General features: G+C 72.4%; 18 protein-coding genes. 10 read left to right on the forward strand and 8 right to left on the reverse strand.

Annotated elements, in window-relative coordinates; genetic code table 11:
* The first annotated feature begins 353 nt into the window (after window positions 1-353).
* A complete protein-coding gene (sucC, locus tag OG514_RS17380) occupies window positions 354-1,532 on the forward strand; it encodes an ADP-forming succinate--CoA ligase subunit beta (RefSeq protein WP_266895615.1) in 1,179 nt (392 codons plus the stop codon).
* A 20-nt stretch (window positions 1,533-1,552) separates the two neighbouring features.
* Complete coding sequence (gene sucD / locus OG514_RS17385) at window positions 1,553-2,437, forward strand: succinate--CoA ligase subunit alpha (RefSeq protein WP_266895617.1); 885 nt, start codon at window positions 1,553-1,555, stop codon at window positions 2,435-2,437.
* 81 nt (window positions 2,438-2,518) lie between these two features.
* Here the strand turns inward: sucD and OG514_RS17390 are convergent, their stop codons facing one another.
* Window positions 2,519-3,838, reverse strand: a complete 1,320-nt coding sequence (locus OG514_RS17390) for a helix-turn-helix domain-containing protein (RefSeq protein WP_266895619.1) — start codon at window positions 3,836-3,838, stop codon at window positions 2,519-2,521.
* A 119-nt stretch (window positions 3,839-3,957) separates the two neighbouring features.
* On the opposite strand from OG514_RS17390, the gene OG514_RS17395 reads away from it, so the two are divergent.
* Complete coding sequence (locus OG514_RS17395; protein WP_266895621.1) at window positions 3,958-5,472, forward strand: DUF6350 family protein; 1,515 nt, start codon at window positions 3,958-3,960, stop codon at window positions 5,470-5,472.
* Between the two features lie 41 nt (window positions 5,473-5,513).
* Here OG514_RS17395 and OG514_RS17400 read toward each other — a convergent pair whose 3' ends face one another.
* On the reverse strand, window positions 5,514-6,266 hold the full coding sequence (locus OG514_RS17400; RefSeq protein ID WP_266895623.1) for a hypothetical protein: 753 nt from the start codon (window positions 6,264-6,266) through the stop codon (window positions 5,514-5,516).
* 252 nt (window positions 6,267-6,518) lie between these two features.
* On the opposite strand from OG514_RS17400, the gene purN reads away from it, so the two are divergent.
* Window positions 6,519-7,148 carry a phosphoribosylglycinamide formyltransferase gene (gene purN / locus OG514_RS17405; RefSeq protein WP_266895625.1) on the forward strand — a complete coding sequence of 210 codons (630 nt, stop codon included), beginning with the start codon at window positions 6,519-6,521 and terminating at the stop codon, window positions 7,146-7,148.
* Window positions 7,123-8,688 carry a bifunctional phosphoribosylaminoimidazolecarboxamide formyltransferase/IMP cyclohydrolase gene (purH, locus tag OG514_RS17410; RefSeq protein WP_266895627.1) on the forward strand — a complete coding sequence of 522 codons (1,566 nt, stop codon included), beginning with the start codon at window positions 7,123-7,125 and terminating at the stop codon, window positions 8,686-8,688. Before purN ends, purH begins: the two co-directional genes overlap by 26 nt.
* A 73-nt stretch (window positions 8,689-8,761) precedes the next feature.
* Here purH and OG514_RS17415 read toward each other — a convergent pair whose 3' ends face one another.
* From OG514_RS17415 to OG514_RS17435, 5 genes are all read right to left on the reverse strand, one after another.
* Window positions 8,762-9,601 carry a peptidoglycan DD-metalloendopeptidase family protein gene (locus OG514_RS17415; protein WP_266900877.1) on the reverse strand — a complete coding sequence of 280 codons (840 nt, stop codon included), beginning with the start codon at window positions 9,599-9,601 and terminating at the stop codon, window positions 8,762-8,764.
* Window positions 9,601-10,095, reverse strand: coding sequence for a peptidase inhibitor family I36 protein (locus OG514_RS17420; RefSeq protein WP_266895629.1), 495 nt, complete (start codon window positions 10,093-10,095; stop codon window positions 9,601-9,603). Before OG514_RS17420 ends, OG514_RS17415 begins: the two co-directional genes overlap by 1 nt.
* Window positions 10,096-10,161: 66 nt before the next feature.
* Window positions 10,162-11,121, reverse strand: coding sequence for a hypothetical protein (locus OG514_RS17425; RefSeq protein WP_266895631.1), 960 nt, complete (start codon window positions 11,119-11,121; stop codon window positions 10,162-10,164).
* A gap of 105 nt (window positions 11,122-11,226) precedes the next feature.
* The gene (locus tag OG514_RS17430; protein ID WP_266895633.1) at window positions 11,227-12,636 is read right to left on the reverse strand and encodes a serine/threonine-protein kinase; all 1,410 of its coding nucleotides are present in this window, start codon (window positions 12,634-12,636) and stop codon (window positions 11,227-11,229) included.
* Window positions 12,633-13,406, reverse strand: coding sequence for an FHA domain-containing protein (locus tag OG514_RS17435; RefSeq protein ID WP_266895635.1), 774 nt, complete (start codon window positions 13,404-13,406; stop codon window positions 12,633-12,635). The genes OG514_RS17430 and OG514_RS17435 overlap by 4 nt, the downstream gene beginning before the upstream one ends.
* Window positions 13,407-13,584: 178 nt before the next feature.
* Here OG514_RS17435 and OG514_RS17440 point away from each other — a divergent pair, with 178 nt between their 5' ends.
* On the forward strand, window positions 13,585-15,039 hold the full coding sequence (locus tag OG514_RS17440; protein WP_266900878.1) for a DUF2079 domain-containing protein: 1,455 nt from the start codon (window positions 13,585-13,587) through the stop codon (window positions 15,037-15,039).
* Window positions 15,040-15,219: 180 nt separating this feature from the next.
* Here the strand turns inward: OG514_RS17440 and OG514_RS17445 are convergent, their stop codons facing one another.
* Window positions 15,220-15,816: a hypothetical protein gene (locus OG514_RS17445; RefSeq protein WP_266895637.1), complete on the reverse strand. Its 597-nt coding sequence runs from the start codon at window positions 15,814-15,816 to the stop codon at window positions 15,220-15,222.
* A gap of 252 nt (window positions 15,817-16,068) precedes the next feature.
* Between OG514_RS17445 and OG514_RS17450 the strand changes: the two genes are divergently transcribed.
* From OG514_RS17450 to OG514_RS17465, 4 genes are all read left to right on the forward strand, one after another.
* Window positions 16,069-16,929 (forward strand): bifunctional methylenetetrahydrofolate dehydrogenase/methenyltetrahydrofolate cyclohydrolase, encoded by an 861-nt coding sequence (locus OG514_RS17450; protein ID WP_266895639.1) that lies wholly within the window; start codon window positions 16,069-16,071, stop codon window positions 16,927-16,929.
* A 1-nt stretch (window position 16,930) separates the two neighbouring features.
* Window positions 16,931-17,482 carry a DUF3017 domain-containing protein gene (locus tag OG514_RS17455; protein WP_266895641.1) on the forward strand — a complete coding sequence of 184 codons (552 nt, stop codon included), beginning with the start codon at window positions 16,931-16,933 and terminating at the stop codon, window positions 17,480-17,482.
* Between the two features lie 232 nt (window positions 17,483-17,714).
* Window positions 17,715-18,872, forward strand: a complete 1,158-nt coding sequence (locus tag OG514_RS17460) for an XRE family transcriptional regulator (protein WP_266895643.1) — start codon at window positions 17,715-17,717, stop codon at window positions 18,870-18,872.
* Window positions 18,873-19,163: 291 nt separating this feature from the next.
* The gene (locus OG514_RS17465; protein WP_266895645.1) at window positions 19,164-20,153 is read left to right on the forward strand and encodes a malate dehydrogenase; all 990 of its coding nucleotides are present in this window, start codon (window positions 19,164-19,166) and stop codon (window positions 20,151-20,153) included.
* Window positions 20,154-20,266 lie beyond the last annotated feature (113 nt).

Below are 20,266 nucleotides of genomic sequence, written 5' to 3' on the forward strand. Positions count from 1 at the left end.
TCCGGGCCCGACTGAGTCCCATATCACACAGGCTCCGGAACGCCCCTCACCTGCTCTTCCGGCGCGTCGTGAGGAGGCGGAATGTCAAGCCCCGCCTGACGTGAACGCCGCACGTCGCCACCCCGTGCCCCCTACGGACGGCCCCCCGGCCCCTACGATCTGTGACCCGTATCACCGCTCTGTTGTGATCTGCGATTTAGGGACCCACGTGCCTCGGCGATAACCTGCGAGACGGACATGCCGCGTCCACGGACACCGTGAACGCCTCCCTTGTGACAGTGCAGTCACGTTGCCCTTCGCGGCACGCCCACGCAGACAACGAACCGCGATCATCAGAAAAGGGACGGACGCGCGTGGACCTGTTCGAGTACCAGGCGAGGGACCTCTTCGCCAAGCACGGTGTACCGGTGCTGGCCGGTGAAGTCATCGACACGCCTGAGGCGGCGCGCGAGGCCACCGAGCGTCTTGGCGGCAAGTCGGTCGTCAAGGCGCAGGTGAAGGTCGGTGGCCGCGGCAAGGCCGGCGGCGTGAAGCTGGCCGCCAACGCGGACGAGGCCGTCGCCCGCGCGACGGACATCCTCGGGATGGACATCAAGGGCCACACGGTCCACAAGGTGATGATCGCCGAGCTGTCCCCGGAGATCGAGGCGGAGTACTACGTCTCGTACCTCCTCGACCGCACCAACCGCACCTTCCTGGCCATGGCCTCGGTGCAGGGCGGCATGGACATCGAGGAGGTCGCGGAGAAGACCCCCGAGGCCCTCGCGAAGGTCCCGGTCAACGCCGTCGACGGCGTGAACATCGAGAAGGCCCGCGAGATCGTGGCCCTGGCGAAGTTCCCGGCCGATGTGGCCGAGGGCGTCGCCGAGGCCATGGTGACCCTGTGGGACACCTTCGTCGCCGAGGACGCGCTCCTCGTCGAGGTCAACCCGCTGGTGAAGACCAAGGACGGCCGCATCCTGGCCCTGGACGGCAAGGTGTCTCTCGACGAGAACGCCGACTTCCGTCAGCCCGAGCACGAGGCGCTCGAGGACAAGGCCGCAGCCAACCCGCTCGAGGCTGCCGCCAAGGCCAAGAACCTCAACTACGTCAAGCTCGAGGGCGAGGTCGGCATCATCGGTAACGGTGCCGGTCTGGTCATGTCGACCCTGGACGTCGTCGCGTACGCCGGTGAGAACCACGGCGGCGTGAAGCCGGCCAACTTCCTCGACATCGGTGGCGGCGCCTCCGCCGAGGTCATGGCGAACGGCCTGGAGATCATCCTGGGCGACCCGGACGTCAAGTCCGTGTTCGTCAACGTCTTCGGTGGCATCACCGCCTGTGACGAGGTCGCCAACGGCATCGTCCAGGCCCTGGAGCTCCTCGCCTCCAAGGGCGAAGAGGTCACCAAGCCGCTGGTCGTGCGCCTCGACGGCAACAACGCGGAGCTGGGTCGCAAGATCCTGTCGGACGCGAACCACCCGCTCGTGCAGCGCGTGGACACCATGGACGGCGCGGCCGACAAGGCCGCCGAGCTCGCGGCTGCGAAGTAAGGGACGAGGTCAAGCACACCATGGCTATCTTCCTCACCAAGGACAGCAAGGTCATCGTCCAGGGCATGACCGGTGCCACGGGCATGAAGCACACCAAGCTCATGCTGGCTGACGGCACCAACATCGTCGGTGGCGTGAACCCGCGCAAGGCCGGCACGTCCGTCGACTTCGACGGCACCGAGGTCCCGGTCTTCGGCTCCGTCGCCGAGGCGATGAAGGAGACCGGCGCCAACGTCTCGGTCCTCTTCGTCCCGCCGGCCTTCGCGAAGGCCGCCGTGGTCGAGGCGATCGACGCCGAGATCCCGCTGGCCGTCGTCATCACCGAGGGCATCGCCGTCCACGACTCCGCCGCCTTCTGGGCGTACGCGCAGGCGAAGGGCAACAAGACCCGCATCATCGGCCCGAACTGCCCCGGTCTCATCACCCCGGGCCAGTCCAACGCCGGCATCATCCCGGGCGACATCACGAAGCCGGGCCGCATCGGCCTGGTCTCGAAGTCCGGCACGCTGACGTACCAGATGATGTACGAGCTCCGTGACATCGGCTTCTCGTCCGCCGTCGGCATCGGTGGCGACCCGGTCATCGGCACCACGCACATCGACGCCCTCGCGGCGTTCGAGGCGGACCCCGACACCGACCTGATCGTCATGATCGGTGAGATCGGCGGCGACGCCGAGGAGCGTGCGGCCGACTTCATCAAGGCCAACGTCACCAAGCCGGTCGTCGGCTACGTCGCGGGCTTCACCGCGCCCGAGGGCAAGACCATGGGCCACGCCGGCGCCATCGTCTCCGGCTCCTCCGGCACCGCCCAGGCGAAGAAGGAGGCCCTTGAGGCCGCGGGCGTCAAGGTCGGCAAGACGCCGACCGAGACGGCCAAGCTGGCGCGCGCGATCCTCGCCGGCTGACTTCGTCAGTAGTTGTACGAGAGGGCCCCGCCCCCGCCCGGTCACCCGGGCGAGGGCGGGGCCCTCTCGTGTACGGCGGCGTTACTCGGCGGCCGGGACCAGCCGCTCCGGGCCCGGGTTCGGCTCCGAGCGCAGTATGTCGCGGAGCTCCAGGTCCTCCGGGCGGAGCTTCTGCGGGCCGCCGCGCACGGGGACGCCGTTGACGGTCTCGCCGGGCGCGTTGACCGGGATGTAGTGCGTCGGCGCCGTCGCCGCCGCGAAGCCCGTGACGCCGATGAGGACCGCCGTCACCCCCAGCACCGCGCGCGTCCAGGTCCGGGTCCGGCGTTCGCCGCTCGTCCGGACCACGCGGGCCGCCGGGAGGGTCGCCGTCGGCGCCTCCGTGACCAGCGCGCTGAGCCGCCGGTGCAAGGCCTCCGGCTCGGCGAGCTCCGGGACCCGCTTCCCGAGGACCGTACGGGCGTGCAGCAGCCGGTTGGCGGCGGCGGGGGTGCTCGCCTCGGTCTCGGCGGCCGTCTCCGGCAGATCGAGGCCCAGCCCGTCGTAGAGCAGGACGGTACGGCGGTACGCCGGCGGCAGTTCGAGGAGCGCGGTGAGCAGCGCCCGTCGGTTCGCCTCGGTGGGTGGGGAGTCGGGGTGCTTGTGGGCACGGCGCATCCGGTGCCACGGGGAGAGCGCGTACTCGTACGCCGTCGCCCGCACCCAGCCCACCGGGTCCGCGTCGACGGCGACCTCGGGCCAGCGCTCCCAGGCGTGGTGGAAGGCGTACTCGACGGACTCGCGGGAGAGCCGCCGCCGGCCGGTCAGCAGATACGTCTGGTGGACGAGACCGGGCGCCGCGTGCGCGTACAGCGCGTCGAAGGCCTCCTCGGGGGTGAGCCCCGGTACGGCGGGCGGCCGCGCGGGCTCGGGCGGGGCCGCGTCCGCCGTCCCTGCCGGTTTCAGGCGCTCCTGCGGACTCGGGGGGCCTTTGCGGGCGGGTCCGGGGGAGATGGCCGGGGAGGGGGCGGGGGCCTTCGGCGGCTTGGGGGCCCGCTTGGCGGCGGCCCTGGGCCGCACGTCGACAGCCTGCGCCTGAGCCTGTGGCCGGCGTGGCTGGTGCTGTGGCTGCTGCGCCTGCGCCTGCGTCCGTTCGGGTGACTGCGCCTGGGTCTCCGTCTGTACGGGCGGCTGCCGGCCGGCGTCGGGCTCGTACGTGCCGAGCAGTTTCGCGTACGCCTCGCGTTTGCGGCCCCGGGGTGCCGAGCGCCCGGTCTCCCATGACTTGACCGTGGCCTTCGTGACGCCCATGGCCTCGGCGACCTGCTCCTCGCTCAGGGCGAGGGCCTCGCGCAACCTGCGCCGCTCCTTCGGGGTCGGCAGGGTGACGGAGGATGCGGAATCCGCGGTGCTCCGGCTCATCGGTGTCGACCTCCCGCAGCGCTTCTCTGGGCGGAAAAGTACATAAACGTATATTGAGCGACACAACGGAGGTTTGCCTGTTACGCGGCAAAAGCGCGTGTCGTTGGCAGCATGACCCCGTGACCCATGTGACCGAGCACCCCCTGGTCCAGGGCGGCCGTTCCGCCGCGCTCGCCACCGCCTGCGTCCGGGGCGGGGTCGCCGCCGGACTCGGACTCGGCGCCCTCGCGGTCCTGGTGGTCGCGGCCTGGATCAGCTCCCCGTACCCCGACAGCGGCCCCGGCGGCGCCCTCCACCTGGCGGCCGGACTCTGGCTGCTCGCCCACGGCGTGGACCTCGTCCGTACGGACACCTTGTCCGGCCTGCCCGCGCCCCTCGGCATCGTGCCGATGCTCCTGGTCGTCCTGCCCGTCTGGCTCGTCCACCGGGCCGCCCGCGACACCCTCGACGCGGACGGCCGCGGCGACCGGTCGCGCCCCTCCACGGGCGGTGCGGTCGCGGCCGTGGCCGGGGGATACCTCCTGGTCGGGGCCGCCGTCGTGGTCTACAGCGAGAGCGGCCCCATGCCCGCCGACCTGATCACCGCCGGGCTCTGGCTGCCCGCCGTCGTGGTCGGCGCGGCGGGGGCCGGCGCCTGGACGGCGCTCGGCCGCCCGCTCCCCGAACAGCGACAGGCCGCCGCCGCCCTGCGCGCGACGGGGCTCGGGCTCGTGACGCTGCTCGGCGGCGGCGCGGTGGCCGCGGCGGTCTCCCTCGCCTGGCACGCGGGCGAGGCCCAGGCGGCGTACGCGGGCCTCGCGGGGGAGTGGTCGGGGCGGGTGGCGGTGCTGCTCCTTGTGCTCGCGCTGCTGCCGAACATGGCCGTCTGGGGAGCCGCGTACGGGCTCGGGCCGGGCTTCACCCTCGGCACGGGCGCGCTGGCGACCCCGCTGGGCCTCGCCGGCGACCCGGCTCTGCCGCCCTTCCCGCTGCTCGCCGCGCTGCCCGACGGAGGGCGCGGCACCTGGATCCACTGGACGGCCGCGGCGGTCCCGCTGGCGGCCGCCGTGCTCCAGGGCCGCCGGGTGGGCCGCTCGGCGCGGACCTGGACGGCCCGGGACACGGCACTCACGGCGCTGGGCGCGGCCTGGGGCTGCGGGGCCGTGGTCGCCGTCCTGTCGGGCGCGGCGGGCGGCCCGCTCGGCAGCGGTCGGCTGTCCGCGTTCGGCCCCGTGTGGTGGCAGACGGGCGCGGCGACGGTTCTGTGGGGCGCCTGCGTCGGGGTGCCGGTGGCCCTGGGCGTACGGGCCTGGGGCCGGCGCGTCCCCCGGCCGAAGCCCCTGCCGGTTCCGGCAGAGGCCTCGGTGGTCGGGCCGGCGGCCGGGGCCGCGAAGTGGGCCGCCTCGGGCCTCGTACCCGTGCCCGGCCCCGTACCTCCGTCCGCCCCGGACCCGGAGACGCCGGAAGAGGCGCAGTCGGACGCGACTCCGGCGCCCCCGGCCGCTCCGGAGGCCGGTCCGGACGTCGGCCGGGCCGACGATCCGTACAGCGCTCCGTACGACGACCCGTACGACGACGCCGCCGCCTTCGAGCCCTACGACTACCTCCCGGCGGCCTGGGAACCCGCCTCGCCGCCGCCTCCGGACAGGGCCTAGGGGGTGTCTTGCCGATCAGGCCGGACACCCCCTAGCTCTCGCTACTCCCGGACCCCGAAGCCCGCGCGCAGCGGCTTCGGCAGGAGGTCGTTGCAGGCCAGCTGGCCTGCGTGGGTGAGGGCGTCGTCACGGCACTCGTAGAAGTCGCTGTAGACGAGCTGCATGGTGAAGCCCACCGCGACGATCATCAGGGCCACGCTCGCGGCGACCAGACCGCTGATCGCGGCCGTCCGCATCGAGCGGAGCGGGGCCGCGGTGGCGCCCTGGCCCGACGGCCGGGCCGGGGTCTGTCCCGAGGGCTGAGACGCCGGCGCGGCCGCCGACTGTGACGTCGGCGACAGCTCGTCCGCCGGCTTCGGCTTGGCGCGCAGCGAGCTGATCGCCCAGTAGACACCCAGGGCGCCGAGCAGCAGCGCCAGTTCCGGGATCTCGAAGATGGCGAAGAAGAAGGCCCACATGCCGGAGAGGATCGCGTACCGCGCGCGCCGCTGCGCCGGGTCCGTCGGGTCCCAGCGGAGCCCCCGCCCACCGGATCCGCCCTGGCCGGGGCCACCTTGCCCGGGGCCGCCCTCCGGGCCGCCTCCCTGGCGCTCGGGCCCACGGCCGAAGCCGTCGTTCGAGGGGCCCGGCTGGCGCGGGCTCCAGCGGCCGTCGGACGGCCCCGACGACCCGGAGTCCCCGGACGTCTCATCGTCCGAGCCCTCCGGTCGCCGCGGCTGCCACGGCTGATCCGGCCGGCCCTCGGGCGGCGGCGCGAACGGGTTGTTGTCGTCCGTGGACTGGCGTTCCGGCATCTGCTGAACGTCTTCCCTCTGTCGTCGCGACCACGGCCGCACCCGTGGTCTCCGCTGCTGTCTCGTCTGCTGCTGTCTGCTGATCGTCGGGCGTCGGACCCTGACGCTACCGCCCTGCTCCGCCCCCGTCCCGTGGGGGCCGTCCGGTGTGCCGGTATCGTTGCTGACGGTCGAGCCATTCGTAGGGTTCCCCGTATCGAGCGGCACGATTCGTTCGTACGACCGTACAAACACCACGGAAAGAGTGACCCAGTGGCTGCCGCCCGCCTCGTCGTCCTGGTCTCCGGTTCCGGTACCAATCTGCAGGCCCTCCTCGACGGCATCGCCGCGGACCCCGAGGGCTACGGCGCGGAGATCGTCGCCGTCGGCGCGGACCGCGACGGCATCGCCGGTCTGGAGCGCGCCGAGCGCGCCGGGCTGCCGACCTTCGTCTGCCGGGTCAAGGACCACGCGTCCCGCGAGGAGTGGGACCGCGCGCTGTCCGAGGCCACCGCCGCGTACGAGCCGGATCTCGTCGTCTCGGCCGGCTTCATGAAGATCGTCGGCAAGGAGTTCCTCGCCCGCTTCGGCGGGCGGGTCGTCAACACCCACCCGGCTCTGCTGCCCAGTTTTCCCGGTGCCCACGGGGTGCGTGACGCCCTCGCCTACGGCGCGAAGGTCACCGGGTGCACCGTCCACTTCGTCGACGACGGTGTCGACACCGGCCCGATCATCGCCCAGGGCGTGGTCGAGGTGCGGGACGAGGACGATGAAGCCGCTCTGCACGAGCGCATCAAGGAAGTCGAGCGCTCGCTGCTCGTCGACGTCGTGGGGCGCCTCGCCCGGCACGGCTATCGCATTGAGGGACGAAAGGTTCATGTCGGTGAACACGGACACCGTTAAGCCCATCCGCCGCGCGCTGGTCAGCGTCTACGACAAGACGGGGCTCGAAGAGCTGGCCCGCGGTCTGCACGAGGCCGGCGTCGAGCTCGTCTCCACCGGCTCCACGGCCGGGAAGATCGCCGCCGCCGGTGTGCCGGTCACCAAGGTCGAGGAGCTGACCGGCTTCCCCGAGTGCCTGGACGGCCGCGTCAAGACCCTCCACCCGCGCGTGCACGCCGGTATCCTCGCCGACCTGCGCCTGGAGTCGCACCGCGAGCAGCTCGCCGAGCTGGGCGTGGAGCCCTTCGACCTGGTCGTCGTGAACCTCTACCCGTTCAAGGAGACCGTCGCCTCCGGCGCCACTCCCGACGAGTGCGTCGAGCAGATCGACATCGGCGGCCCGTCCATGGTCCGTGCCGCGGCCAAGAACCACCCGTCCGTGGCGATCGTCACCAGCCCCGAGCGGTACGCCGACGTGCTCGCGGCCGTCCAGGCCGGCGGCTTCGACCTGACCGCCCGCAAGCGGCTCGCCGGTGAGGCTTTCCAGCACACCGCCGCGTACGACGTGGCCGTGGCCTCCTGGTTCGCCGACGACTACGCCGCCGCCGACGACTCGGGCTTCCCCGACTTCCTGGGCGCCACGTACGAGCGGAACAACGTCCTGCGGTACGGCGAGAACCCGCACCAGGGCGCCGCGCTCTACGTCGACGGCACGGGCGGCCTCGCCGAGGCCGAGCAGCTGCACGGCAAGGAGATGTCGTACAACAACTACACGGACACCGACGCCGCGCGTCGGGCCGCGTACGACCACACCGAGCCCTGCGTCGCGATCATCAAGCACGCCAACCCGTGCGGCATCGCGATCGGCGCCGACGTCGCCGAGGCCCACCGCAAGGCGCACGCGTGCGACACGGCTTCCGCGTTCGGCGGCGTCATCGCCGTCAACCGCCCGGTCTCCGTCGCGATGGCCGAGCAGGTCGCGGAGGTCTTCACCGAGGTCGTCGTCGCCCCGGGGTACGAGGACGGCGCGGTCGAGATCCTCACCAAGAAGAAGAACATCCGCCTTCTGCGCGTCGAGGGCGCCCCGAGCAACCCCGTCGAGGTCAAGCCGATCGACGGCGGCGCGCTGCTCCAGGTCACCGACCGCCTCCAGGCCGAGGGCGACGACCCGGCGAACTGGACCCTGGCGACCGGTGAGGCCCTGTCGGCCGACGAGCTCGCCGAGCTCGCCTTCGCCTGGAAGGCCTGCCGCGCGGTCAAGTCCAACGCGATCCTGCTCTCGAAGGACGGCGCCTCGGTCGGCGTCGGCATGGGCCAGGTCAACCGCGTCGACTCCGCGAAGCTCGCGGTCGAGCGGGCGGGCGAGGAGCGGGCGCGCGGCTCGTACGCCGCCTCGGACGCCTTCTTCCCCTTCCCCGACGGCCTGGAGATCCTCACCGCGGCCGGTGTGAAGGCGGTCGTGCAGCCGGGCGGCTCGATGCGGGACGAGCTGGTGATCGAGGCCGCGAAGAAGGCCGGCGTGACGATGTACCTCACGGGGACGCGCCACTTCTTCCACTGAGTCATCCGAGTCATCCCGACGACGGGGGCGGCCCCGGCACCTTCAGGTGCCGGGGCCGCCCCCGTCGTCGGCGTCAGCAGCTCCCCACCCACCTGACGGCCGTCACGGTCAGTCCACCGCCGGGCAACGCCCCTCGTGCGGCGCGCTCCAGACACGGTCCGGTGCCGTTCACCCGGACCCGGTCGTACCCGGGGTCGACCGTCCCGTTGTTGAAGTACGACTTCCGGAGACCGCAGGCGAGGGCGGTGGCGTCCCGGTCGGTCCTGCAGACGCTGCCGGTGCCGTCGGCGTTCGGGTAGAAGCACACGTACCCGGACGGGCAGTCCTGCCACGGCGCGGCCGGCGAGCAGTTGGCACTGGTGACGCTCTTCCACTCCTTGCCGACACCGGTGTAGAGCGTCCCGTCGAAGTGCACCGGCCGGCGGTGGCTCTCGTCGGTGAAGTCACCGGACGCCAGGTACCGCTGCTCGTAGTGGAGATGGGCCCAGCCGCCCGAGTTGGCGCCCGTCTTGCCGATCGACCCGATCCGGGTCGTCGCCGCGACCTCCTGTCCGACCTTCGCCGTCACCGGGCTTTCCAGGTGGTAGTAGACGGAGAACCAGCCGCCGCTGTGCTTGATCTGCACCACGTTGCCCGCGCCCGCGTCCACGTACACGGCGGTGACCGTGCCGGGAGCCGAGGCGAGTACCGGCCTGCCGTCGGATCCCGGGTTCCCCTTGGCGACGATGTCGAGCGCCGGATCGTGCCCCGAGTCGTAGCTGTTCAGCTGCCACTGCGTGCCGCACGGGAACGGCATCTGGAAGGCGGGCTTCGCGGCCGTGGCCGCCGCGTCGGCGGACGCGGTGGCCGAGGCCGCTCCCGGCCCGAGGGCGAGCAGCGCCAGGCCGAGTACGGCGAGGACCAGTCGGCGCATCACTGGAAGAACTTGCTGCAGGCGTCCTCGGCCACCCACTGGTGTGAGCTGATCTCGTTGTTGGCCGGCGTCTCGGTGGTGAACGTGTCGTTGTTGAGGTTGTCGACGTACTTCTCCCCCCAGCTGACACAGCCGTGTCCGCCCACGTATCGGGCGTCCCGGTAGAACGCGACCGCGTCACGGCCGCCCTCGGTCCCGGTGTTCACCAACGAGGTGGCCCGGTCGTTGTCGTTGCCCGTGAACTCGCCCGAGGAGTTGCTCCAGTCGGCGTCCTCGCCGGGGGTGTGACCGAGCTCGTCACCGGTGCAGTCGCTGCCGCTGAACGCCCACATGTTGCCGTCGCCCTGGTGGGCACGCCAGATGCTGTCGCATCCCGCCCCCATGGTGCCTGTCGAGCCTTCGGACGTCGCCTGGGCGGCCGTGCCGGGCAGGGTGAGGCCGAGGGCGGCGAGTCCGAGGACCGCCGTGGCCACACCGATCCTGCGCTTGATCATGGTGTTCCTCCTTGCTGCGGCCTCCGTGGCGGAGGCGTGCTCGTCCACAGCCGAGTGCTGCGGAAGTCAGGTCCGCGCGCCGGCGATGTCGCGGGCGCGGGCGAGCGCCCGGCGCTCGATGCGGTCGTGCTCGGCGAGTGCGTCGAGGTACTCGCCGTCCAGTCCGTCGCGGTACTCGGTCTCCAGGGCGCGGCCGGCCCTCCCCAGGCCGGTCTCCGCGGCGCAGGTCGCCTCGGTCACCGCCAGCTCCACCTCGATGGCGAACCTCCGTCGCTCGGCGGCGGCGTCGACGGCCGTGTCCCCGTCCTGGGCAGTGGCCTTCGCCGCGGCATCGTGGGCCGCGGGCGGGTCCGGGTACGGGTGGCCCGCGCGCCGCATGCACCGGGACCACGCGGTGACGGCACTGGTCAGCCGGGGGTCGCGCCGCAGTTCGGCGCCGTACAAGGGAGTCAGGTTCGCGGCGATCTTGCCGACCCGGAACCAGGCCGCCCGGTCCCCGTACAGCTCTTCGAGGGCCGTTCCGTGACACCCGCCCAACTGACTGGTGATCGTTCCGCCGCCGGGGACGCGCGCCGACAGGGTCGGTGTGTCCGGCCCGCCGTACAGCGCGTCGGTGTACACGACGAGCCGCTGCCCGGTGAGCTGGTCGCGGTGGACCAGATTGGGATCGGAGCGCTTGGCGGCGAGCTCCTTGTGCCGGAGCCTGCTGCCGTAGCCGTGCTCTCCGGCCCACGCCACGTCATCCAGGACGTAGCCGACACTGCGGCTCTCCTCCTCGGACAGCCGTGGGACGATCCAGTACGGAAGCCCCCGTCCGCCCATGCACCGCTTGACGAGCAGTTGCTCCGCGCGATCGAGCAGCGCCCGCTCGGACGCGTTCAACCCGGCGGGGGCCGAGCGCCTTTCCCCGGTTCGTGCAGCCGCGTGCCCGTCCGCGAGGCCGTTCGGCGGTGCGCACGAAAGAAGCAGACCGCCGACGAGAGCCGTGGCCGTTCCCAGTGCCAGTGTCGCGAGCGCGTGTCGCACGGTGTCCCCTCCGGTCGGTGGGTCGGTGGGACCAACCTTCGTGGGGGCGGGGCGCCCTGGGTACCTCGCAAGTCCGAGGGTGCGGGCCGAGGGACGGGCCGCGGATCAGCAGTCCGGCAGCCACTTCAGGGAGCGCACGGTGACGTCACCGCGCAGGTTCCGGGCCTCCTTGCTCTGCAGACAGTCCAGCGGTTCCTGGTACTCGGCGTCCCGGTAGAACCGGACGTCGTCCAGCGGATCGCCGACGTAGCCGTTGTTGACGGCGGACCGGGGAGCGGAATCGCGGCCCCAGGCGCAGACGATGATCCCGGCCTGCCAGTCCTTCTCGTCGTCGTACCAGGCGCACATCTCCCCTTGGCCGTCGCGTTCGGTGAAGAAGCAGGCATGGCCGATCGGGCAGCGGTCGTAGCCCTGCGCCGCCTCCGCCGAGGGGGCGTCCCGCAGCATGACGAGGCTGAGGGCCGCGGCCAGCACGGCCGCCCCGGTGGCCGTGGCGAGCCGCGTGGCCCCGCGGGGTCCGGACGGACGGCGCGAGCGGCGCATGCGGCGCAGCCGGGGGAACCGGGGTGTGCGGCCCGCGGCCGCGCGGGTGGCGCGGCGGAGCAGGGACGCCGCGTCGTGGGCCGAGCGTTCCTCGTGGGTGGGGCGCAGGCAGTCGCTGATGATGTCCCGCCACGCGGGCGGGAGTTCGGGGGAGAGCCGGAGTTCCTCCTCGCCCCGGGCGTAGCGGACGGCGGCGTCCCGGCGGGCGTTCGGCGTTCCGCCCGGCAGGGGGTGGGCGCCGGTGAGGACGGTGTGGGCGAGGACGCCGAAGGCCCAGACGTCCGAGGTGGGACGGATCCGTGTGCCCCGGGCGCCGACGTCGGACCAGAGCAGCTCGGGCGGGGTGTAGTCCGGGGTGGCGAAGGCGGGGGAGTAGGCGTGGGTGCCGTCGAGTTCGCTCGCGGTGCTGAAGTCGCCGAGCCGGGCGGTGCCGTCCTTCATCAGCAGGACGTTCCCGGGCTTCAGGTCGCCGTGCACCCAGCCTGCCGTGTGCAGCTGGCGCAGCCCTTCGCAGACCTGGGTCAGCAGTGCGGGGCCGGTGGCCGGCGGGGTGGGGCCGGTCAGCAGGGACTGCAGGGAGCGTTCGGCCTCTTCGAGTACGAGGACGGTGGCCCCGTCGAGGCCGGGGAGGTCCGGATCGTCGACGGTGAGGGTTTCGTGCAGGCGGATCAGATGGGGCGAGCGCAGCCGCCGTAGCAGTGCGATCTCCCGGTCGGCGAGGTCCTTCAGGTACCACAGCTGGCGGGGGGTGTGCGTGCCGGTCGGCAGGAACTTGAGGGCAGCGCGGGCCGGGAGTTCCGGCGCCGACGGGGTCTCGTCCGGGGTGGCGACGTCCGTGCGCCGGGCCGCGTACACCGTGGCGAAGGCCCCCGATCCGAGGGGGTGCTCGACGGTCCAGGCCCCGATCCGGTAGCCCGCCGGTACCGGGACGGGGAAGGGCGCGCGCGTTCCGTCGCCGGCGGCCGCGCTCATCGGGCCGCCCCGGCGGTCGAGGTCCCGGCGGCCGGGGTCCGGGTGAACGGCCCCAGGTCGTCCTCCCCTACGAGGTCGAAGCGGAGCGCCAGCGAGACCAGCGACTCCTTCTTGCCGTTGAGGCGCGGGCCCGCGTCCGCCGTGTCGGGGCCCGGCTTCAGGCGGAGTTTCACGGCCAGGTAGTCGATGTTCCACTGCACGGCGGCCCGGTTCGCGGCGGGCCAGAGCGGGCGGAGCCGGTCCACGATCGCGTCGGCGGTCGGCAGCGGTGCGTGCGGTTCGCCGCGCAGCCGGGGTTCGCAGAGGGCGGCGAGCACGAGGAAGTAGCGCTTGGAGCGGTCGAGGGGGAAGGCGAGGGCGGTCGGCTCGCCGTCCTCGGCCGTGTGCGCGCGTTCCACGTAGTCGTGGCGGGGGGCCCAGACGCAGAAGTCGACCAGGTCGCTGCCGGCGGGCAGTACGACCCGGGAGAACTCGAAGGGCACCGGTGCGTCGACCCGGCCCGGCGCGATCTTGATGTGCTCCCCGGCTCCCTCCGGGTTCTCGACGACGTACGTCGAGGCGGTGCTGAAGTTGCTGAGCGTCCAGTGGTTCCCGGCGGCTCCGATCTCTCCGGCGGTACGGGACACCCCGGGGTGCGGGACGTCCAGGTGCCGCCGACCGCCGGCCGTGCGCGGGGCGGTGCGGCCGAAGTGGAGCCGTTCGCCGGGCGCCAGTCTGACCTGGTCTCCGGAGGTCGCGGCCGGTGCGGGCACCACGATGATGCTGTACATGACGCTTCCTTTCCCCGAGGTCTGCGCCGTCAGGCTAGGAAGCGGCGATAAACGAATGCAGAACGTCACCGAGGGTGCTCGTGGCGCTACCGGAGCCCCGGCGACGACAGATCCGCCGATCGGGTGGACTCTGGTCTAATGGGTTGCTCTTTTGTCGACCACTGGTAGTGGGGGCGTGGTGTTGGACGTACAGAACAGGTCCGCCGAGGAGGCCGTCACCGGCACTCCGGGCGCAGCCGGCACCGAGTCGCCGGACGGCCTCTCTCCGGCCCCGCTCCGCCCGTACCTGATCCTCGCGGCTGTCCTCTGCGGCCTGTACTTCCTCTACTCCTGGGTGCAGTACTCGCACTTCCGCACCCCGTCCTGGGACCTCGGGATCTTCGGGCAGTCGGTCAGGGCGTACGCCGAGTTCAGGGCCCCGGTCGTCGACATCAAGGGCCCCGGCTTCCATATACTCGGCGACCACTTCAGCCCCGTCACCGCGCTGCTCGCACCGCTCTACTGGGTCTGGTCCTCACCGGCCTCCCTGCTCTTCGCCCAGGCCGCGCTGTTCGCCTCCGGCGCCGTCGTCGTCGGCCGCACCACCCAGCAGATCCTCGGCAGCCGGGCCGCCGGCATCGGCCTCGCCCTCGCGTACGGGCTCTCCTGGGGGCTGCAGGAGGCGGTCAAGTCCGACTTCCACGAGATCGCCTTCGCCGTCCCGATGCTCGCCCTGACCTGCCGGGCGCTGCTCCTCGGCCGCTGGACCGCGGCCGCGGCCTGGGCCGCGCCGCTCGTCCTCGTCAAGGAGGACATGGGTCTCACCGTCTCCATGGTCGGCGTGGTCCTCTTCCTGAAGGGGCAGAAGCGGCTCGGCGCGGCCCTGGCAGGCTTCGGCGCGGCGGCCTTCGCCCTGACGGTCCTCGTCCTGATCCCGGCGGCGAGCCGGGTCGGCGAGTACGACTACTGGTCGAAGATCGAGAAGACCGGGCAGGGCACCGAGACCTCCTTCGGGCAGGTCATCGGCGACGCCCTCGCCTCGGGCGAGCGCTGGGAGATGGTGATCTTCCTGCTCGCCATCACCGGGTTCCTCGCCCTGCGCTCCCCGCTGATCCTGCTGGTCCTGCCCACGCTCGGCTGGCGCTTCCTCTCCCAGGACCCCAACCACTGGGGCATGCACTGGCACTACAGCGCCATCCTCATGCCGGTGGTCTTCCTGGCCCTGGTGGACGGCGTCCGCTCGGTGCGCACCTCACCGCGCGCGTGGCTCGCCTCGTACGGGAAGGTCGTCGTCCCGGTCGCGACGGCGGTCGCGCTGGTCCTCGCCGCGAACCTGCCGCTGCGGGAGCTGACGAAGTCGGAGACGTACCGGACGGACACCCGGACCGAGCAGGCGCGCGCGGCGGTCGACGCGGTGCCGGAGGGTGTGAGCGTGGAGGCGGACGTCTCGCTCCTCGCGCACCTCACGGCGGACCACCGCGTCTACTGGGTGGGCACGTCGAAGGGCGCCACCCCGGACTATCTCGCCTTCGACCTGCGCGGCTGGTCGCAGCAGGTCTCGGACCCGGAGCAGCTGGCTTCGCAACTGCATCCGGAGGCGCGGTACGAGATCACCCACCGCTCGGACGGCTTCGCGGTCCTCAAGCGGGTCTGACGGCTGAGGCGTAGGGCGTCGACCGAGCCGGCGGGACGTCGCCCGGCCCGGGCGGGACGTCGCCCGGCCCCCCGTGCCACGTCCTGAGGGGCAGGCCCCGTACGACGAGGAGGGCCCCGTTCCAGGTGAATCACCTGGAACGGGGCCCTCCTCGTCGTGGGTGTGTCGTGCGCCTTGTGCTCAGTAGCGCGGGCGGTTGAACCAGGCCGACGCCTGCGAGCCGACCATCGAGGCGAGGATGACGCCGCTGATGGCGAGGCTGATGACGCCGCCGAAGACGCCGCTCGGCTCGCCCGAGGCGAAGTTGCTGAGCGAACCGACGATCATCAGCGAGGCGTAGATGATCGTGATGACGCGGATCGCGGTGCCGCCCTTGGAGAACCGGACGCCGAGGAAGATCGCCAGGCCGGCGAAGGCCAGCAGGACGGCGACGATGGCGAAGCCGAGGCCGGCGAGGCCGGTGGCCGCGTCCGAGTCGTCGACCGTGCTGGAGGCAGCGCCGATCGCGATGGCCGCGATGACGCCGACGACGATCTGCAGGCCGCCGATGATGAAGAGCAGCACGCGAGCGGCGGTCATCATTCCGGGCATCTTGGTCGGGCCCTGCGGGTAGCCACCGGGGCCGTACGGAGAGATCGGCGGAGCCGCGGGGTAGCCGTAGCCCTGCTGCGGCGGCACGCCCTGGGGGGCCTGCTGCGGGTAGCCGTAGCCGGGCTGCTGGCCCTGGCCCTGGCCCTGCGGCGGGCCGTAGGGGTTGTTCGGGTCACCGAAGCTCATCGCGGGATTCCTCCGTGAAATTTTTCTCTTTGCGGGGACGACGCGGCCCGCGCGGAGGACTCTTCACGGTTGTGAGCGGATTCCCCCCGGCACTTTCCGCGGTACTTCGCCGATCATCGTGGTCGCAACGTCGACTTTTTGTCCAGTCGATACGCATCGGAGTTGTGCAAGTGCAACCCGTCGCTCCGCTGGAGCGGCCGCCCGGTGCGAGCGAATTGGAACAAGGCGGGGGTCATCCGGGAGGATGTCACCATGAGCGCCCAGATTCTCGATGGCAAGGCCACCGCAGCCGCGATCAAGTCCGATCTGACCGTCCGTGTGGCGGCCCTCAAGGAGCAGGGCGTCACGCCCGGCCTGGGCACCGTCCTCGTCGGCGACGACCCGGCCAGCCAGAAGTACGTGGCGGGCAAGCACCGCGACTGCGCCCAGGTCGGCATCGCCTCCATCCAGCGCCACCTTCCGGCCACGGCGACGCAGGAGGAGATCGAGGCGGTCGTACGGGAGCTCAACGAGGACCCGACCTGCACCGGATACATCGTCCAGCTCCCGCTGCCGAAGGGCATCGACGAGAACCGGATCCTGGAGCTGATGGACCCGGCCAAGGACGCGGACGGCCTGCACCCGACCAACCTCGGCCGACTGGTGCTGAACGAGCCCGCCCCGCTGCCCTGCACGCCGAACGGCGTCATCACGCTGCTCCGCGCCCACGGCGTGGAGATCAACGGCGCGGAGGTCGTGGTCGTCGGCCGCGGTGTCACCATCGGCCGTCCGATGCCGCTCATCCTCACCCGCCGCTCCGAGAACGCGACCGTGACCCAGTGCCACACCGGCACCCGGGACCTCTCCGCGCACCTGCGCAACGCCGACATCATCGTGGCGGCGGCCGGTGTGCCGCACCTGATCAAGCCGGAGGACGTGAAGCCGGGCGCGGCCGTCCTCGACGTCGGCGTCTCGCGCAACGGCGAGGGCAAGATCCTCGGCGATGTGGACCCCGGCGTCGCCGAGGTGGCCGGCTGGATCTCCCCGAACCCCGGCGGTGTCGGCCCGATGACCCGCGCCCAGCTCCTCGTCAACGTCGTCGAGGCCGCCGAGCGCGCGGCCGCGGCGCTCTGACGTGACCTCCGGGACCCCGGGGACGGCCGGGAACCCGGACGGGCCGTCCGACGGCGCAGCGAAGGACGGCCGACGGGACCCGGACGCCGTGGACGGCTCCGACGCGCTGGACGGCTCCGACGCGGTGGACGCCGCTTCGGCCCCGGCCGACGCCGGCTGGAAGCGGCCGGCGCCCACTCTCACCACCGACACCGCGCGGCCCGAGGGCGGCGGCCGGGCGGCCCCCGGCGACGCGTCGGCACCCGCCCGTCAGTGGCCGCTGCTCACCGTGCTCGGTCTCGCCGGGATCGGGCTGCTCGTGGTGGGTACGGACGCCTTCACGCAGGCCTTCCGGATCGGCACGATGCTGGTCGGGGCGGCGCTCCTCGTGGGTGCCGTGATGCGCCGGGTGCTGCCCTCGGTGGGCATGCTCGCCGTCCGGTCCCGCTTCACGGACATGATCACGTACGGGGTGATGGGTGGCCTGATCGTGCTGCTCGCGCTCATGGTGCAGCCGAAGCCCTGGCTGAAGATCCCGTTCCTGGAGGACGTCCTCCATCTGACGGTCACCTGACCCGGACGTACGTGGCACGGCGCCCGCCCTCTCCCCCGTGGGAGGGCGGGCGCCGCTGCGATCAAGGGTCATGTACGTGCCAAGGCGGGTTCAAGGTCCGTCGGTGCGCTGTGGCACGGAAGTGACCATTCCGGTACCTCGGCTGCGCATCCGGGGCGCGCATCGCCCCTGGACCTGCCATCCTTCGGGGAATCACGGGAGGCACGGGAGCCACGGGACGAGGGGGGCCGCCATGGCCGGCTGGAAGGCGCTGCCGGAGGAACTCGACCCGGACGTCCGCGCGTTCACGGAACGGCTCCGTCGGCTGATCGACCGCAGTGGCCTCGGCGTCACGGCCGTCGCCGAGCGCACCGGACACGAACGGTCCGCGTGGGACGCCTATCTGAACGGCCGTCAGTCCGTGCCCCGGAGCGCCGTCGTGGCACTCGCCGAGGTGACCGGAAGCGATCCTGCGGGCCTCGCGACCGACTGGGAGCGCGCGGAGCGCGCCTGGGCCCGCTCCGCCGCCCTCGTCGAGGGCCGGGGAGGCGGGCGCGGTGAGCCCGGTCCCGGCCCCGAGCCCGATCCCGAGTCCGGTCCGGAGTTCCGTCCTGGGCCCGGTCCTGAGCCCGGTCCTGAGCCCGAGGACGGCGACGGCCGCGGTGGCGGTATCGGGGGCGGCTTCGGAGCTTCAGGTGACGTGGGTGTGGCCGGTGTCGCGGGTGACGCCGTTGACGCCCGTGGTGACCGCACCCTGCAGATCCGCCGCGTCGACCCGCCCCGCCCCACAGTGCCTTCGGCCCCTGCCGCAGCAGTGCCCCCGCCCCGTGACCCGGGTCCCGACTCGGATTCCGCCGCACCTTCCGCGCGTACCCCCGACTCCCCTCGTCGCAAGGTCCTGCTCTACGCCGCCGGCATCCTCGGCGCCCTGCTCGTCGTCACCGCCGCCCTGCTCCTCGTCGACCTCGGCGGTTCCGACGGCGGGGACGACCGGGTGGCCGCCCCGCCCACCACCACCACCGCTCCGCCCGCCACGCAGCGCCCCAGCCTCCCCCCAGGGGTGAACTGCGCGGGAGCGGACTGCACGGGCCAGGACCCGGAGGCCATGGGATGCGGCGGCGCCCTCGCCACCACCGTCGCCCTCGCCCGCGTGGGCACGGCGCAGGTCGAGGTCCGCTACAGCGAGACCTGCGGCGCCTCTTGGGCCCGGCTCACCCAGGGCTCCCCCGGGGACACCGTGACCATCCGCGTGGGGGACAACACCCGGCGCGCGACCGTCGCCCCGGGCACCGACACGGCGGCGGTGGAGACCGACGCGTACACGCCGATGGTCGCCGTCGGCTCCGGCACGGCCGCGCGGGCCTGCGGCCTGCTCGCGGACGGGAGCGAAGGCTGCACCGCGAACCCGTAGGCACGCGCGCGGACCAGCGGCCGGATCCGTGCGGGCGGGTGGCCGAGGCCCTGACCGCCCCGCGTCCGAAGCCGAGAACCGACCCGCGTCCGAAGCCGTACGGACGGGTGGTCCGAGCCGTGCGGACGGGCGGCAGTGAGCCGGACCACAAGGGGGTGGGGATTCACCGGCGCCCGGGTCGGATAGCCTGACCGCTGGATATCTCTTCATGTCGAGACACCGATCGATCAAGAGAGCTATCCCGCACCAGGGGCAGGGACCCCCACCGCCAGCTGTCTTACGGAGATCGCCATGACCCGCACTCCCGTGAATGTCACCGTCACCGGCGCGGCCGGCCAGATCGGCTACGCGCTGCTCTTCCGCATCGCCTCGGGCCACCTGCTCGGCGCGGACGTGCCGGTCAAGCTGCGCCTCCTCGAGATCCCGCAGGGCGTGAAGGCCGCCGAGGGCACCGCCATGGAGCTCGACGACTGCGCGTTCCCGCTGCTCAAGGGCATCGACATCTTCGACGACCCGAGCAAGGGCTTCGAGGGCGCCAACGTCGCGCTGCTCGTCGGCGCCCGCCCGCGCACCAAGGGCATGGAGCGCGGCGACCTGCTCGCCGCCAACGGCGGCATCTTCAAGCCGCAGGGCAAGGCCATCAACGACCACGCCGCGGACGACATCAAGGTCCTCGTCGTCGGCAACCCGGCCAACACCAACGCCCTGATCGCCCAGGCCGCCGCCCCGGACGTGCCGGCCGAGCGCTTCACCGCGATGACCCGCCTGGACCACAACCGCGCGCTCTCGCAGCTCGCCGCCAAGACCGGTGCCTCGGTCGAGGACATCAAGCGCCTCACCATCTGGGGCAACCACTCGGCGACCCAGTACCCGGACATCTTCCACGCGGAGATCGCCGGCAAGAACGCCGCCGAGGTCGTCAACGACGAGGTGTGGCTGGCCGACACCTTCATCCCGACCGTCGCCAAGCGCGGCGCCGCGATCATCGAGGCCCGTGGCGCGTCCTCCGCCGCCTCGGCCGCGAACGCCGCCATCGACCACGTCCACACGTGGGTCACCGGCACCGCCGCGGGCGACTGGACCTCCATGGGCATCCCGTCGGACGGCTCGTACGGCGTCCCGGAGGGTCTCATCTCCTCCTTCCCCGTCACCTGCGTCGACGGCAAGTACGAGATCGTCCAGGGCCTGGAGATCAACGACTTCTCCCGCAGCCGCATCGACGCCTCGGTGGCGGAGCTCGCCGAGGAGCGCGACGCGGTCCGCGAGCTCGGCCTCATCTGAGCCCAGGCTCCGCGCGCTCGGCGCCCCCGGACCGTACGACCGACCGTACGGCCCGGGGGCGCCGTTTTTCATGCCGTGACGGCGCCGCCCTGGATGCCCCGCGGCGCTGTATT

This window comes from Streptomyces sp. NBC_00572, from assembly GCF_026341815.1.
GTDB lineage: Bacteria > Actinomycetota > Actinomycetes > Streptomycetales > Streptomycetaceae > Streptomyces.

Coding starts and splice junctions, on each gene's coding strand:
- OG514_RS17460 (WP_266895643.1), top strand. CDS start 17,715: ATGGCCGGCTGGAAGGCGCTGCCGGAGGAACTCGACCCGGACGTCCGC.
- OG514_RS17430 (WP_266895633.1), bottom strand. CDS start 12,636: ATGAGCGCGGCCGCCGGCGACGGAACGCGCGCGCCCTTCCCCGTCCCG.
- OG514_RS17450 (WP_266895639.1), top strand. CDS start 16,069: ATGAGCGCCCAGATTCTCGATGGCAAGGCCACCGCAGCCGCGATCAAG.
- OG514_RS17415 (WP_266900877.1), bottom strand. CDS start 9,601: ATGCGCCGACTGGTCCTCGCCGTACTCGGCCTGGCGCTGCTCGCCCTC.
- sucD (WP_266895617.1), top strand. CDS start 1,553: ATGGCTATCTTCCTCACCAAGGACAGCAAGGTCATCGTCCAGGGCATG.
- OG514_RS17390 (WP_266895619.1), bottom strand. CDS start 3,838: ATGAGCCGGAGCACCGCGGATTCCGCATCCTCCGTCACCCTGCCGACC.
- OG514_RS17400 (WP_266895623.1), bottom strand. CDS start 6,266: ATGCCGGAACGCCAGTCCACGGACGACAACAACCCGTTCGCGCCGCCG.
- OG514_RS17420 (WP_266895629.1), bottom strand. CDS start 10,095: ATGATCAAGCGCAGGATCGGTGTGGCCACGGCGGTCCTCGGACTCGCC.
- OG514_RS17435 (WP_266895635.1), bottom strand. CDS start 13,406: ATGTACAGCATCATCGTGGTGCCCGCACCGGCCGCGACCTCCGGAGAC.
- OG514_RS17445 (WP_266895637.1), bottom strand. CDS start 15,816: ATGAGCTTCGGTGACCCGAACAACCCCTACGGCCCGCCGCAGGGCCAG.
- OG514_RS17465 (WP_266895645.1), top strand. CDS start 19,164: ATGACCCGCACTCCCGTGAATGTCACCGTCACCGGCGCGGCCGGCCAG.
- purH (WP_266895627.1), top strand. CDS start 7,123: ATGTCGGTGAACACGGACACCGTTAAGCCCATCCGCCGCGCGCTGGTC.